Annotated in this window: 13 protein-coding genes; 4 read left to right on the top strand and 9 right to left on the bottom strand. The window is 49.8% G+C overall.

Annotated elements, in window-relative coordinates:
• Positions 1-151: 151 nt before the first annotated feature.
• The gene (locus tag GOB58_RS02870) at positions 152-1,792 is read left to right on the top strand and encodes a DEAD/DEAH box helicase (RefSeq protein WP_407651722.1); all 1,641 of its coding nucleotides are present in this window, start codon (positions 152-154) and stop codon (positions 1,790-1,792) included.
• A 2-nt stretch (positions 1,793-1,794) separates the two neighbouring features.
• On the top strand, positions 1,795-3,117 hold the full coding sequence (gene rlmD, locus GOB58_RS02875; protein WP_322973207.1) for a 23S rRNA (uracil(1939)-C(5))-methyltransferase RlmD: 1,323 nt from the start codon (positions 1,795-1,797) through the stop codon (positions 3,115-3,117).
• Here the strand turns inward: rlmD and GOB58_RS02880 are convergent.
• The 9 genes from GOB58_RS02880 to GOB58_RS02920 all read right to left on the bottom strand — a co-directional run bounded on the left by GOB58_RS02880 (position 3,071) and on the right by GOB58_RS02920 (position 11,058).
• Complete coding sequence (locus tag GOB58_RS02880) at positions 3,071-3,445, bottom strand: HesB/IscA family protein (protein ID WP_086554998.1); 375 nt, start codon at positions 3,443-3,445, stop codon at positions 3,071-3,073. The genes rlmD and GOB58_RS02880 overlap by 47 nt on opposite strands.
• Before the next feature lie 14 nt (positions 3,446-3,459).
• Positions 3,460-3,927, bottom strand: a complete 468-nt coding sequence (locus tag GOB58_RS02885; RefSeq protein ID WP_086554997.1) for an SUF system Fe-S cluster assembly protein — start codon at positions 3,925-3,927, stop codon at positions 3,460-3,462.
• Positions 3,914-4,369 carry a Fe-S cluster assembly sulfur transfer protein SufU gene (gene sufU, locus GOB58_RS02890; protein ID WP_173559304.1) on the bottom strand — a complete coding sequence of 152 codons (456 nt, stop codon included), beginning with the start codon at positions 4,367-4,369 and terminating at the stop codon, positions 3,914-3,916. Before sufU ends, GOB58_RS02885 begins: the two co-directional genes overlap by 14 nt.
• Complete coding sequence (locus tag GOB58_RS02895) at positions 4,366-5,616, bottom strand: aminotransferase class V-fold PLP-dependent enzyme (protein WP_086554995.1); 1,251 nt, start codon at positions 5,614-5,616, stop codon at positions 4,366-4,368. The genes sufU and GOB58_RS02895 overlap by 4 nt, the downstream gene beginning before the upstream one ends.
• Positions 5,617-6,891 (bottom strand): Fe-S cluster assembly protein SufD, encoded by a 1,275-nt coding sequence (sufD, locus tag GOB58_RS02900; RefSeq protein WP_173559511.1) that lies wholly within the window; start codon positions 6,889-6,891, stop codon positions 5,617-5,619. It abuts the gene before it with no gap.
• A 5-nt stretch (positions 6,892-6,896) separates the two neighbouring features.
• A complete protein-coding gene (gene sufC / locus GOB58_RS02905) occupies positions 6,897-7,667 on the bottom strand; it encodes a Fe-S cluster assembly ATPase SufC (RefSeq protein ID WP_086554994.1) in 771 nt (256 codons plus the stop codon).
• A 12-nt stretch (positions 7,668-7,679) separates the two neighbouring features.
• Entirely contained in the window at positions 7,680-9,170 is a 1,491-nt protein-coding gene (sufB, locus tag GOB58_RS02910; protein ID WP_086554993.1) for a Fe-S cluster assembly protein SufB, read from the bottom strand.
• On the bottom strand, positions 9,158-9,646 hold the full coding sequence (locus GOB58_RS02915; protein ID WP_086554992.1) for an SUF system Fe-S cluster assembly regulator: 489 nt from the start codon (positions 9,644-9,646) through the stop codon (positions 9,158-9,160). The genes sufB and GOB58_RS02915 overlap by 13 nt, the downstream gene beginning before the upstream one ends.
• Before the next feature lie 113 nt (positions 9,647-9,759).
• Positions 9,760-11,058 (bottom strand): DUF445 domain-containing protein, encoded by a 1,299-nt coding sequence (locus GOB58_RS02920; RefSeq protein WP_173559305.1) that lies wholly within the window; start codon positions 11,056-11,058, stop codon positions 9,760-9,762.
• Positions 11,059-11,478: 420 nt separating this feature from the next.
• On the opposite strand from GOB58_RS02920, the gene GOB58_RS02925 reads away from it, so the two are divergent.
• Complete coding sequence (locus GOB58_RS02925) at positions 11,479-13,593, top strand: AsmA family protein (RefSeq protein ID WP_173559306.1); 2,115 nt, start codon at positions 11,479-11,481, stop codon at positions 13,591-13,593.
• Positions 13,594-14,073: 480 nt separating this feature from the next.
• Complete coding sequence (locus GOB58_RS13260) at positions 14,074-15,492, top strand: AsmA family protein (RefSeq protein WP_173559307.1); 1,419 nt, start codon at positions 14,074-14,076, stop codon at positions 15,490-15,492.
• Positions 15,493-15,710 lie beyond the last annotated feature (218 nt).

Consider the following 15,710-nt stretch of genomic DNA (forward strand, 5'->3'; position numbering starts at 1 on the left):
TGCGGCACCTGCGGCTGAAGCTGTTGTGGAATCTGCGGCGGAAGAAACGGCGGAAGAAAAAAAGCCAGCACGTAAAAAAGCACCTGCAAAACCACGCAAAACACCAGTTCGCAAGAAAACGGCTAAAGCTGAAAAAACTGAGCAGCCTGCTATTGAACAGTCTGCACCGGTCGTCATCGCAGAAGAGGTCGTTGCAGAAGAAACTGTGACTGAGCCCGCTCCTGCCCCTGAACTTCCTGCCGCCGTAGCTGAGACGGCTGTTCCTGAAGCTGAAGCTGCAACGGCACCGGAAGAAAAGAAAACTCTTTTCAGAGATCTGGGTCTGTCTGAGCCTATTTTAAAAGCCATTGCGGAGATGGGTTATACTCATCCAACTCAGATTCAGGAGCAGGCTATTCCTGCTGTACTGATGGCGAAGGATGTTCTTGGCGTAGCCCAGACGGGCACAGGCAAAACAGCCTCCTTCACTTTGCCTATGCTTGAAATCCTCTCTGATTCGCGTGCCCGTGCCCGCATGCCACGCTCACTCATTCTTGAGCCAACGCGTGAACTGGCACTGCAGGTCGCAGAAAATTTTGTAAATTACGGCAAGCACCTCAAACTGACACATGCACTCCTCATCGGCGGTGAGAGCATGGCTGACCAGAAAGAGGTCCTTAACCGCGGTGTTGACGTTCTGATCGCAACGCCTGGCCGTCTGCTCGACCTCTTCGACAGAGGCGGGCTGCTCATGAATCAGACACGCATTCTGGTGATTGATGAAGCCGACAGAATGCTCGATATGGGCTTTATTCCCGATATTGAGAAAATTGTCGCTCTGCTTCCCCCTAACAGACAGACTCTCTTCTTCTCTGCGACAATGGCTCCCGCCATTCGCAAGCTGGCTGATGCTTTCCTGCATTCACCCAAAGAGATTACTGTTGCCCGCCCTTCTTCCGTCGCTACGACGATCGAAACAGGCCTGGTAATTGTTGATGAGTTCAGCAAACGCGAAACGCTGCGCCAGATGCTCAGGGACCCTGAGCTGCAAAATGCGATTGTATTCTGCAATCGTAAGCGCGATGTTGATATTCTGATGCGCTCCCTCTCCAAGCATGGTTTTTCAGTCGGATGCCTGCATGGTGATATGCACCAGAGCGCCAGATTTACCACTCTTGAAAAATTCAAGAATAACGAGCTGAAAATTCTCGTCTGCTCTGATGTCGCTGCGCGTGGCATTGATATTGGCGGTTTATCGCACGTCTTTAACTTCGACCTTCCATTCCAGGCCGAAGATTATGTGCACCGAATCGGACGTACCGGCCGTGCCGGACGTACAGGTCATGCCTACAGCATAGCCTCGCCTTATGACAAAGCTCTGGTTGATGCGATTGAAAAGCTGACTGAAAAGCCCATTCCACTCCTGAAACCGGAGGGAATTGAGACGCTCGAATGGTCGGAAGAAAAACGTCCCCCTCGTGGGAACCGGCAGGATCAGTCACGCCGCAATTCTCAGGGCAATAAAGACCGGCAGAATAAAGAGGCAGCGCCCCGCAATGCCCCTGCACAGCCAGCTGAGCAGGACAACGCAGGCAGGAACGCAACGAAATACAACCCGAAAAAATCTTATCGGGAACGCGACCGCCAGCGCGAGGAGATTCAATCCTCCACACAGGGCAATGATGTCCCGGGCTTTGGTCAGAATGTGCCAGCCTTTATGATGCTGCCTCGTCGCACGACCATTCTCTCTGAGCTTGCGACAACCGCTGAACCGGGATTTTCTGAAGACAATACCGCGTCAGAGACACTCTGACTGTGACTTCAGAACATACGCCCTCACCCGGCGGCAAAAGCGTAGAGGTCATGATCCACTCCCTGGGAGCTCAGGGAGATGGGATTGCGGCCCTGCCTGATGGACAACCTCTTTACGTTACTGGCGCTCTGCCCGGCGAAAAAGTTGAAGCTCAGCCCGTATCGGGGCAGAAATACCAGCTTGTTTCTGTCATCACCCCTGCGTCAGACCGGGTTGAGCCATCCTGCCCTCTGTTTCAGTCCTGTGGTGGCTGCACCCTTCAGCATATGAGCCTGCCTGCCATTCTTGAATGGAAAACACAGCGCGTTGTTTATGCACTAAAAAAAGCAGGGTTTTCTGATACTCCTGTACCAGCACAGCGCCAGGTTCCGGCCCATTCACGGCGCCGGGCAGACCTGGCAATACGCCGCAATGGCAAAAATGTTCTCGTTGGCCTTCATGCGCGCAATAGCGATCAGGTTATTGACCTGACAAGCTGCACTATTATGCACCCGAACCTGATGGCTGCGCTGCCTTCTGTTCGTCAGACGCTGCAAAGCCTGGAAGGACTGCGCCAGGCTGGTGAAATACAGCTTAACCTGCTCGAATCCGGTCTTGATATTCTGCTGACAACGGATGGTCCACTCAGCAGTGGTGACAGGACACGCCTTGCCAGCCTCTCGGCCACTATTTCCGCTCCACGTATCAGCTGGTACCAGCGCGGCACAGAAGCCTATGAGACCGTTGCACAATCTGGTCCGGTATACCATACGATGGCCGGTGTGACGGTTGCTCTGCCCCCAGGAGCATTTTTACAGGCCACTGCCCCCAGTGAAACCTGGATTCAGGATGCTGTACTTAGTGCCCTGCCCAAAAAAATTGGCAAACGGGATAAAATTATCGAACTCTATGCCGGCTGCGGCACGCTAAGCCTGCCACTGGCAGCGCATCATCAGGTCTTTGCTTATGAAGGATATGCACCCGCGGCAGCCTGCCTGAAGGCTGTCGCTGGTGGCACACGGCTTAACGTTGAATGTCGTGACCTCAACCGGCAGCCTGTTATGGGCACTGTACTGAAAGCCGCTAATGTTGTTGTGCTTGACCCGCCACACAGCGGAGCAGGCCTGCAAATGCGGCAACTGACAACCGGCAAACCGCAACACATTATTTATGTCAGTTGCAACCCGGCTGCCCTGGCGAAAGACGCAAAAGCCCTGCATGATGCTGGCTATCGCCTGAACAGCCTTGAAGTTATTGACCAGTTTTTGTGGTCAGCTGAAACAGAGGTGGTTTGCAGCTTTACACATGGAAGCTCTCGCCGCAGCCGCAGCGGCCTTTCTCGTTAGGGTTGTTAAACACAAACCCCTCCTCCAGGTCTGACTGACGAAAGTCCATTTCTGTTCCGATCAGGAACAGAACGGCTTTCCGGTCAACCAGCAGAGTCAAACCTTTATCTTTAACAACTTCATCGCCTTCGGTCGGCCCCTCGACAAACTGCATGTCGTAAGCCTGCCCTGAGCAGCCACGTGTGGTAACTGAAATACGTAAAACCTGCCCGCTATGCGCTGTATTATACAAATGTTCCAGCTGACGGGCTGCGCTCTCGCTTAGTCGCATAAGAGGTGGCAATTCTCTTTTAGGTGATGAGCCAGCTGCCGATAGTGATGCAGACATTATCATCCTCTCTGTCAAAACATATTCAAAGCAAGGCGGGCTTCATCGCTCATACGCGACATATCCCAGGGTGGATCCCACACAATATCAACAGTTGCGGCACCGACACCCGGCACTTTTTCAACTGCTTCTTTGACCTGCAGCGGCAGTTCCTGCGCGCTGGGGCAGTTAGGTGCCGTCAGGGTCATTTCAATTTTCACCTTACCATCATCATAAAGATCAATGGCATAGATAAGACCCAGCTCATAAATATTAACCGGAATTTCCGGGTCATGAACCGTTGCGATCGCACTGATAACCGCATCTTCATCAACCTGTGCGGCAGAGGCAGATGCATGAGATGCCTCATCATCTCCTTCAGGAGACCAGCTCTCTACTTTCGCACGCTCTTCACTGTCAGGCGTATGCTGCACTGCCTGGCCAGTCACAGCCTCATCGGCAGCCTCAGGCACTGACTCCTGCACTTTTTCAGATATCGACATGAGAAAGCGCCTCCTTTAAAGCAACCCATGGTAACTCAGCACACCGGATACGCGCCCGATGTGACTGCAAAGGGGAAAAAATAGTTAAAATACCAAGTTCCGTTTCTTCCATACCAGATGAAGAGTGAGACTCGTCCCCAACCAGCATGGCAGAAAATTTTTGAGCAACAGTCAGCGCCTCGGCTTTTTTTAAACCTGTGACACGCTCGGCCATCAGATCAGCCGCAGCCAGACAAATTGCACATCCTCTGGTCACATGCCTTACAGCACTGATATGGTACTCTTCAATACCAATTTCCACCCGTGTTTTATCACCACAGAGAGGATTACGCCCTTCACCTGTAGCCTGCGGGTTTTCCAGGTGACCATTAAACTGTGGCTGGCGTGATCGCCCGACTATCAGCTCATCATAAAGGGCCGCGACATCTCCGGTGTGTGTCACACGAAGAAATCCCGTATTTTAATGAGAGTATCTGCCAGTGCATCTATGTCTTCTTCGGTGGTATAAACACCAAAGCTGGCACGTGCCGTAGCTGTAAGCCCCAGACGCCTGATCAGCGGTTCTGCACAATGATGCCCGGCCCTGATCGCGATACCGTTACGGTCAAGCAGGGTCGCCATATCATGAGGATGAACATCATCCATCACAAAAGAAATAACCCCGCCACGATCTTTGGGCTTCCCGATCACGCGCAGGCCTGGCACATCAGCAAGACGCTTCAGAGCATAGCCTGTCAGCTGTGCTTCATGGGCAGTAATTGCCTCCATACCGATAGCTTCAACCCACGAGATAGCGGCACCAAGCCCGACAATTTCAACAATAGCAGGTGTACCGGCTTCAAACTTATAAGGCAGAGCAGCCCACTCTGAACGTTCGAACGAAACGGTTGAAATCATATCGCCACCACCCATAAAAGGCGGCATAGCATTCAGCAGCTCTGAGCGTCCCCACAGCACACCAATACCGGTGGGGCCATAAAGTTTATGGCCGGTAAAGACATAAAAATCAGCCCCGATATCCTGCACATCTGTTTTGCGGTGCACCGCAAACTGACTGCCGTCAAACAGCACCTGTGCACCGGCAGCATGTGCAATATCTGCAATCTGCTTTGCAGGTGTCACAGTGCCCAGCACATTCGACATATGCGTTATGGCAACAAGAGCAACCTTTCCATCTGCCAGCAAAGCCTGCAGAGCAGTCAGATTAAGGTCTCCATCATCTGTAATCGGAGCAACCCGCAGCTCAATACCGGCTCTGTCACGTAACAGCTGCCAGGGCACCAGGTTTGCATGATGCTCCATTTCAGAGATCACAACAGCCTGACCCGGTTTAAGCAAAGCACCAAAGGAATATGCTACAAGGTTAATAGCTTCGGTGCTGTTCTTAGTAAAAATAATCTCATCACGTGATGGCGCATTAAGAAAAGCGGCCACCTGGTCTCTGACCGCTTCACAGGCTTCTGTTGCCCGCTCACTCATCCAGTGCAGACCACGGTGCACGTTAGCATATTGCGTACGCATGGTGTGCACCATGCTGTCAATCACACTGGCTGGCTTCTGCGCTGAGGCACCACTGTCAAGAAAGACCAGCGGGCGCCCGTGAACAGTCTCCTTCAGGATCGGAAACTGCTCGCGAATATGCTGACTATTGAACGCAGCGTGCGTTTTTATAACCTGATCAGCTGACATTTACGCCCCCTCTTCACTGACGGGAAAACGGCGCGCTATAACGGTTTTGCAAACCTCACGTGCTGTTTCATCCCCGATCAGTTCAAGAACCTCTTCAAGAAAAGCATCAATCAGAATCTGACGCGCCTCACCCTCAGGCACCCCACGACTGCGCATGTAAAACAGCTGGTCATCATCAAGCGCACCTACGGTCGCACCGTGGCTACATTTGACGTCATCAGCATAAATTTCGAGCTGTGGTTTAGCATCAATCTCTGCCTGCCCGGAAAGGAGCAGCGCCTGATTCATCTGATAACCATCTGTTTTCTGAGCAATCTGTTCAACCAGAACCTTACCCTGAAAAACACCACGTGCACGGTCATCAAGCACATTACGAACTGTCTGCCGCGAGATACAGTCAGGTGCAGCATGGGTAATAACACTCGTAATGTCGCCATGCTGTGTCTGAGCCAGTCTCTGCACGCCATTGATATGGACCTGGGCAAAAGATTCAGCGAGACACGCATGCACTTCATGACGGGACAGAGCCGCACCAATCCCTACGACAAAGCTGTCATAATTACCGCGCTCTTCAATCTGGGCATAAAGCGTTGATAAATTAGCCGCAGCATCGCTTTCAGCCTGAAGCGTGACGTGACGCAGCTCAGCCTCAGCGGCGACAAACACCTCTGTTACCGGGTTATGCAGATAATGCCCCTCACCCGCCTGCACTGACAGCAAAGATAATTTTCCGCCCTTTGCAACATGTACACTGTGACGAGGGTGATATGACACCGCATCAGAATCTGCCTGCCCCAGAGAAACCAGCAGAACCTGACCGGCATCAATGCCTTCGGGCACAGAAATCACAACACCGTTCTCAGCCAGAACTGTATTCAGAGCCGCCAGTGGCTCACGGTCAGAGCGAACAAGAGAACCGGGTTCAGCTTTATCTGCCGTGTAGAAGGAGCATGCAAAAAGCCCTTTAGTCACGGACAGATCAGCCACAAAATGACCATTGACAAAAACCAGGCGAGGCAGCTCAGCTACGGCGCCCTCTGCCAGCCCAAGAGCGGCAAGTGCTGCACGGGCCTTTGCACTGTCGTAATTTTTACCCGGCTTATGAAACACGGAGCCTGCAAGAAAACGCAGGCTTGTGTATTTCCAGTCTTCTACTCTGCGGTCAGGCAGACCCGTGTGGTGCAAAGCCTCAAGCGCGGTTTTCTGCGGTTGACCGGAAACACCCTCGAGCTGTTTGCGAAACGGCTCAAGCGTTACCGCTAATGGTGCAGACATATCACTCACGCTGCCTCCGCCAGAAATTTGGTATAACCTTCACGGTCAATCTGCTGTGCCAGCTCAGGACCACCGGAATGGATGATGCGCCCTTTTGCCATAACGTGAATACGATCAGGCACAATATATTCAAGCAGACGCTGATGATGGGTAATAACCAGTGCTGAGAACTGAGGAGAGCGCAAGCGCTTCACACCCTCAGCCACAATACGCAGTGCATCAACATCAAGACCACTGTCTGTCTCATCAAGAATAGCGAATGACGGCTGCAAAAGGGTCATTTGCAACACTTCATTACGTTTTTTCTCACCACCAGAGAAGCCAACATTGACATTACGCTTAAGCATATCCGGAGACATACCCAGCTCTTTAGCTGCGGCACGGACGGTTTTAAGAAAATTAACCGCATCAAGCTCTTCCTGCCCACGCGCACGGCGCACGGCATTTACTGCTGTACGCAGAAAGTTTGCATTATTCACCCCTGGCAACTCAACAGGAGACTGGAATGCCAGAAACAGTCCGGCAGCAGCGCGCTCTTCAGGCTCCATTTCAAGAAGATCTTTCCCCTGGAAACTGACACTCCCTGAGGTTACTTCATAATCTTCACGCCCGGCGAGCACATAGGACAGGGTTGATTTTCCGGAACCATTTGGCCCCATAATGGCATGAACTTCACCCGGGGGGATAACAAGGTCCACACCACGCAGAATTTCTTTTTCCTGACCGTCTGCATCAATCCGGGCATTCAGGCCGGAAATATCCAAAAACTGGCTCATATCGTGCCCCTCTTACCCTACGCTGCCTTCAAGGCTGATCTGTAATAATTTCTGTGCTTCAACTGCAAATTCCATAGGCAGCTCTTTCAGCACATCGCGACAAAACCCGTTAACGATGAGCCCGACAGAATCTTCTTCTGAAAGCCCGCGCTGACGGCAGTAAAACAGCTGATCCTCAGAAATTTTAGAGGTTGTTGCTTCATGCTCAATACGCGCCTGTGCATTGCGGCATTCAATATAAGGCACAGTATGTGCACCACACTGGTCACCGATAAGAAGGCTATCACACTGTGTAAAGTTGCGCGCGCCCGATGCTTTTGGCTGCACCCTGACAAGACCGCGATAGGTACTGTCTGAGTTACCTGCGCTGATAGTTTTCGCAATAATTGTCGAACGGGTATTCTTACCAATATGGATCATCTTCGTGCCGGTATCAGCCTGCTGATGATTATTGGTAACCGCGACTGAGTAGAACTCGCCGACAGAGCCTTCGCCCTGGAGAATACAGGAAGGATATTTCCAGGTAATTGCTGAGCCTGTTTCTACCTGCGTCCATGAAATTTTAGACCGTGCTCCGCGGCAGGCGCCACGCTTGGTCACAAAATTATAAATGCCGCCACGTCCGTTCTCATCACCCGGATACCAGTTCTGCACCGTTGAATATTTGATCGAGGCATCTTCCATCGCGACCAGTTCAACAACAGCGGCGTGAAGCTGGTTCTCATCACGCATCGGGGCAGTGCACCCTTCAAGATACGAAACGGAAGCTCTGTCTTCAACAATGATCAATGTGCGTTCAAACTGCCCGGTATTACGACTGTTAATACGGAAGTAGGTTGAAAGCTCCATCGGGCACCGCACCCCTTCGGGCACATACACGAAAGAACCATCTGTAAACACAGCAGAATTCAGCGCTGAAAAGAAATTATCACCAACCGGCACCACCGTACCAAGATATTTTTTAACCAGCTCTGGATGTTCTTTAATCGCTTCAGAAATAGGGCAGAAAATAACTCCTGCCTCCTCAAGCGTTTTACGAAACGTCGTCACAACCGAGACACTGTCAAACACGGCATCGACGGCAACCGGCATGCGGGCCTGTTCACCCTCAGGTACTTCAACGCCTGCCAGCATAGCCTGCTCATGCAGAGGGATACCCAGCTTCTCATATGTTCTGAGCAGCTCCGGATCGACCTCCTCAAGAGATTTCGGGCCTGGCTTCTTTTTTGGCGCAGCGTAGTAATGCGCATCCTGATAGTCAATCGGAGGATGTGAGACCTTAGCCCACTCAGGCTCTTTCATCTGTAACCATGAACGAAAAGCAGCCAGACGCCACTCAAGCATCCATTCCGGCTCTTCTTTTCGCGCTGAAATCAGGCGAACAATATCCTCGTTCAGACCTTTTGGCGCGACATCCATATCAATGTCGGTTTCGAAACCCCATTTGTAGGACGAAAGGCCAAGCTTTTCTACTGCCTCGCGAGTCTCTGTCACTGCCGGCATTGTTCAGATCCCCCACATTGCCTCATCGTTTTTGTCGGCATTTCATTGCCCGAAAATGCAGATATAACGAATTCTTTCGATCGACTGTTTTGCATCACATCCAGAGAAATCTTCTCCAGAGCGTCACGTATCGCACTGTTCATTGCATCCCAGCTTCCACACATCCGACAGGAGACCCCGGCATCACACTCTCCTCCATCGACACATGCTGTTAGCGCTATAGGTCCATCAACTGTCATAATAACGCTGGCTACCGAAATTTCAGACAATGGACGAGAGAGACGATACCCTCCTCTGGCCCCTCGCTGAGAAGTAACCAACCCGCCTGAAGCCAGCATTTTAAGCACCTTGGCCACTGTCGGCTCCGGAACACCGGTCTGTGTTGCAAGAAAAGGCGAAGTCACTACACCCTCCTGCCCCCCGAGAGTAACGAGGATCACAACAGCGTAGTCAGCCAGACGGGATATTTTTAGCATTATATTCTGCCACCTGATAAAAGACCTTTTGAGTCCTGTTTCAAACACATGACGTCAGACACCAGAAAGGTCAACCCAAAAGCACATTGTTTTTAACCTGAAAGACACACTTTTTACTGAGCATTCAGGCCAAACAATAATCTAAGAACAATAAAAAGAAGCGCACCCGCACCAAAACCGACGAGCGTGCCATTAAACCTGATAAACTGAAGGTCTTTACCGACACGCAGCTCAAGCTTTTCAGCGACCTGCACGCCATCCCAGCCGGTAACGACCTGAGCAATAAATTCTTCAATCTGCTCTCTGACAGACGGCAGCGCTCTGATCAGAACAGCATGCAGTTTATCAACAATTTCCTGCCGCAAGGCCTGATCATCTTTCAGCTGCCCGGCAAACCGCCCCAGCGCATCCTGCAACATTGACGCTATACGCCCATCGGGGTTTTCTGCGTCGGCTTCTGCCATACGACGAAACCGCCCCCAGATGTCTGACCACCAGACGACAACACTCTCATGCGACAAAATACCCGTGATCGCACGTGACATTTCCTGGCTTCTTTCAGGATCATGCTCAATCCGGTCAATCTGCGCACGAGCCCATGATGTAAATCCTTCTCGCAGGCCTGAATTCTGAGGGTCAACACGATCAAGCTCCTTACTGACCGCGAACAACACTTTGGTTGCTATAGAACCACCAATAGCCCAGCCCAGGAAGCGCCCGCCCTGCTCACGCACACGATCCTCAATCATTGTACGCAACGCGCTCTCACGCGCCTGCAACCCCTCTTTGACCTGCTCCAGCAAATATGAAAGCACTTCCTGATGGCGGTCATTATCAACCATCGACCTGAGCGCTCTGGCCACGACCGGCGTCAGATTACTGCTACCCACCAGACCTGGTAAAATACGGCTTATAGCCTCTGAAGCACGGCCATCTTCAAGGCGGTCAAATGTCTGACGCACAGATGAAGAAAAAATACGTACCGCCATTTTCCGGGTTGCCGGATCATCAAGCGTTCCTGAAAGGATTGAGGGAATATCCAGCCGGTCAAAAACCCGCTTAACCTCCTCTTCCGTCAAAACCTGACGAGAAACGAAACGCCCCAGAGCACGACCCAGACGCTCTTTTTGCGCAGGAATGATCGCCGTATGCGGTACAGGCACCCCCAGCGGATGACGAAACAACGCAACAACAGCAAACCAGTCTGCCAGCCCGCCGACAACACCAGCCCGCGCACCAGAGCGCAGAACCTCCAGCCAGAAGGCCTCCTTAACCCAGCCTGCGGCCGGTGCCGCATACCCTGCCACAGTTAAAAGCACCATAAAGACAAGCAGAGCTGTCGCCGTCCACTGGTAGCGCCTGAGCGTTCTGCGCGCTTCTAAATCTGCTTCAGTATCAGGATAAGACGTCATAATTTTACCGACAGCACCCTCAGACAAACCGCCCAGGAGTACAACACATGCCAGAGAGAGAGAACGCTACCAGGGCTCGTAGCATGCTCATGTATATCTCACAGCACCAGGGAGACAAACCAGCAGGAGCATAAATGCAGCCATCGCTGATATCACCTCGCAAAATATGCCTCAGCCAGTATAGCAAGCACAACGATATTCTCTGAAACCGCAGAATCAGCGAGGTAAAAGCATTTCCTTAACCCATCTATCAGAGATATTTTATATAGTTCATTAAAATTTTGACACTTTCTTCACTTAAAAACCATAAAAAATTATCTGGAAAGAAGGTGTTTATACCCTGTCATTCCTTGGTTTCTTATAATAACGCCTTGCAAATCCAGGCTTTTACCCTGTTACGAGAGCATGTTAAGAACTGTCATGACCACAAAAATATCTGCTTCTCATTTTTTAAAAAAACACCCGATTATATCAGCCTTCGGCGGTTTTTTTGTTTTGTTTTGTATACTTATTCTGTTCTGGTCGTGGGACTGGTTCATCCCCCTGATCAATACGCGCCTTACGGCGCTGCTGCACCGCAAAACAACAATTGAACACCTGCATATTTCCCCTGGGTTTGTAACAACCGTACGCGTTGAGGGTTTAAAAATCACACAGCCCGCGACTTTCAGTGGCGAAAAACGTCCCTTTGCGACTGCACAGGAGATCACGGTTTCATTCAGTGTCATCGATTTTATCAAAGACAGAAAAATTCATCTGCCAGCCGTTATGCTCAACGGTGCCGATGCCGATCTGATTGCTCTCAAAAATGATTTAAATAATTTTACATTCACTGAAGATGGAAAACCTGCTCAGCAAAAAAGCTCAGGCTCATTCACTCTTCCTCAGATCGACAAACTCTCAGTTACTGCAACACGCCTGCATGTCGTCTACGCCCCCCTTCAGGCTGATATCACAGCGACAATTCAGGCTGATCCGACCACTCAGAACAGCAGAGGTATTCTGCATATCAATGCCAGTGGCCGCTATGCGAAACAGCCTGTCACAGCAACTTTTACGGGCGGAGCGCTACTCTCTGTCATGAGTGAAAATAACCCGTATCCTGTCGATCTGAAAATACAGAACGGTGAAACAACAGCCTCTCTGGCCGGGCAGATTGACCAGCCCATGACTTTCTCCGGCGCGCAGCTTAAACTCCATTTTGCCGGGCCGGATATGGCCTTGCTTTACCCCCTTACCGGCGTGCCCATTCCACACACTCCGGCTTACGCCATCACTGGCAACCTTGATTATAACCGCGACAAAATTGTTTTCAAAAACTTCTCAGGGCAGCTTGGAACCAGTGATATCGGCGGCACAATTCAGCTCAACCCACATACAAAACCAGTATTTGTTGAGGCTGAACTTTTTTCAAAACAGGTCAACCTGAGTGACCTCGGAGGTTTTATCGGCGCCTCTCCCGACAAAACCGCCCAACAGAAAAAAAGCGACGCCAGAAGCGATGCTATTTTACCTGAAACACCTATCAATATTCCTAAGCTCAATGCTGTTAATGCACATCTGACGTATCACGGCACACATATTGAGAACAAAAACCTTCCGCTCGATAATATTGATGTCGATTTTTCTGTCACAAACGGAGCTATTACACTCAAAAAGCTAAATTTTGGTGTAGGAAGCGGCACCATAGCCAGCACAGCGAGCCTGAAACCCGCAGGAAAACTCTTTGACACGAGTGCCCGCGTTGATTTTTCACGCATTGACCTGGGTCATATTATGCAGGCCACTGTGAAGTCAAAAGCAAAAGGAATTATCGGTGGGCACATGACACTCACCGCAAGAGGGAACTCTGTTGCCAGCCTGATGGCCGCAGGTAATGGAGGATTGACACTCATTCTCGATCAGGGCGGCAATATCACCGCTTTTTTACCCAATCTGCTCGGCCTGCAGCTTGCCAACGCTGTCATGACAGCTATTGGCATCCCCTCGCATACTGAAATACACTGCTTCATAACGGATATGCCTCTTAAAAATGGCATCGCTTCAACAAAGGCTTTACTGCTTGAAACAGGTGAGGCCCGCACCACGGGCACAGGCACGATAGATTTTCGTAATAATACACTCAACTATTACCTGACGACACGCTCACGTGGCTTCACAATCGCCTCCCTCCCCGGAGCTTTTCATATTTATGGCCCGATAAAAGACCCCACCATTTTACCTGGTGCGGAAATTATTGGGCGTGCAGCCATCGCCGCCGGCCTGGGTGTCGTGTTCCCGCCTCTGGCACTTCTTCCGACAATCCAGCTCGGTGTCGGCAATAAATCCCTCTGCGCCACAGCGGTAAAGGAAGTCAACGCGGCACCAAGCTCTGGCATTACCACCGGAAATCTATCTCGTTCCACCAGCACTCCGAATAAAAATGGCATTACAAACCACCAGCCTGCCCGACGCAGACCACCAGCAAAGTCAAACACTATGACACCAGCAGAAGTACGGGCAGCATGGCGTATAAAACTTGACCAGAAAAAATAAGAAAAAAGAGTAACAGTGCCTGAGGTGTGGCCGTACAACCAATAAACGAGATAACAGCGGTCATACCTCAGGCAAAAATATTTTTTACTCCTTTACAATAATTTAATTTTTTAATAACTAAATTCTTTCATCAGGATAACCAGAAAACAAACAAAACAATCTGCCACTCTCAGATCAAAATAAAGCATACCACTTCATCTGGTTGATTTTTAAAAAATAATAGATTTATGAAAACTAATTTCCATGCTTCTTTTATCCAGATATATTCATTTAAATATAAAAAATATTTTCTTAAAAAAGCGCATTCTTGGCAGCCTTCTATGTTTTAGCGCAATTATTATTACTTATATTTTTTTCTGGTAGTGGGACTGGTTTATCCCTCAGCTCAACACTCGCCTGAGCGCTCTGCTATGCCGCAAAGTCAGTATTGAACATCTCTCTATCTCTCCTGGTCTTACGACAACCATCCGGATGAAAGGGGTGAAAATTGCACAACCCGATAATTTTTCAGATGCTGAAAATAATTTTGCAGAAGTAAAAGACGCCTCACTATCCTTTAATACGATAGACTATTTCATATTTAAAACTTTTAATTTTTCAAAAATTACACTCAACCATCCCGATATAGATCTCATTACACTAAAAAATAATATTAATAATTATACGTTCACCTCTCCTGGCAAAACCAGAAAAGAAGAATTATTTACACTCCTTCGTAATGGGCAGATTTATATCACTTCGGGCATTTTACATTTTACGCATGACCCTATGCAAACAGATGTTATTGCCAGGATAGAATCCACCCCTGGAGCAGCAGATGGACAAGGGTTTTTACGCATAAATGCCACAGGACGTTATGCTCAGCACCCTATAACTCTCTCATTTACCGGCGGAAACATTCTGACTGCTCTGGATGAACACACAGCTTATCCCATCCGTCTGACAGTTCAGAATGGCAGCACAGCTCTCTCAGTTACAGGGCAGATTGACCAGCCCCTTACTTTTATCGGAGCGCAGCTAAGATTCAAACTTACAGGGGCAGACATGTCCCGACTTGCTTCCATTACAGGCTGGCCAGCACCACAGACGCCCGGTTATGTTCTGACCGGTGCGCTAGATTACTCGCCTGAGAGAATTACTTTTAAAAACCTTTCTGGTAAAACCGGAGAGAGCGATATCAGCGGCACGGTACAGATTACCCCTCATACAAGCCCACTTTTTATCGATGCCAGTCTTTTTTCACGCAATATGAACTCAAATGACCTGACTGGCTTTTATGACAGCAATAATCAGAGCCTGCCTTTGCATGACAACACAAATAACCAGGTCCTGTCAGATACTCCGGTCAATATTCCTAAATTATATAACGTGAATGCCCACATTCTTTTTCAGGGCGTACATCTCCAGAATAACAGGCTACCGCTCGATAACATTGACACAGAACTTTCTGTTTCCAACGGCAACATTGCTGTCCGACACCTGAACTTTAAAATTGGAAATGGTACGATTGCCAGCTCAGCCAGCCTCCGCCCTCAGGGGGATGAATTTAAGGCTGCAGCCCGTATTGATTTTAACCAGCTGGATATAGCCCGCCTTACACGAACTAATATCGCATCACATGCACAGGGCATTATGGGAGGACACATCACCCTCACCTCAGAGGGGAACAGTATCGCAACTCTCATCGCTGGCGGAAGTGGCAACCTGACGCTTGTACTTGACCAGGGCGAAAATATAACTGCCTTTCTGCCCGATATTCTGGGAATGAGACTTACCAATGCTGTGCTCTCAGCCATAGGCAATCCATCCAATACTGAACTGCGTTGTCTGATTGCTGATATGCCTCTCAGAAACGGGATTTTCACAACAAAAGCTTTTTTCTTGCCACAAGTAAAATAAAAACTTTTGGTAATGGTATTATTGATTTTCGCAACAACACACTCGACTATTACCTGACCACTCATGCGCAGGATACAAAAGATAATCGTACAGCACAGTCTTTTCATATTACCGGCTCTATCAAAAACCCACAGATAACCGCTCATATAAATGGTGTCAGTCAGGCTGCAGCCACCTCTGCACTCAGAAACATTTTTCCGCTTATTCAGTTCAGACCA

It is taken from the genome of Acetobacter thailandicus (genome assembly GCF_011516655.1).
Classification (GTDB): domain Bacteria; phylum Pseudomonadota; class Alphaproteobacteria; order Acetobacterales; family Acetobacteraceae; genus Acetobacter; species Acetobacter thailandicus.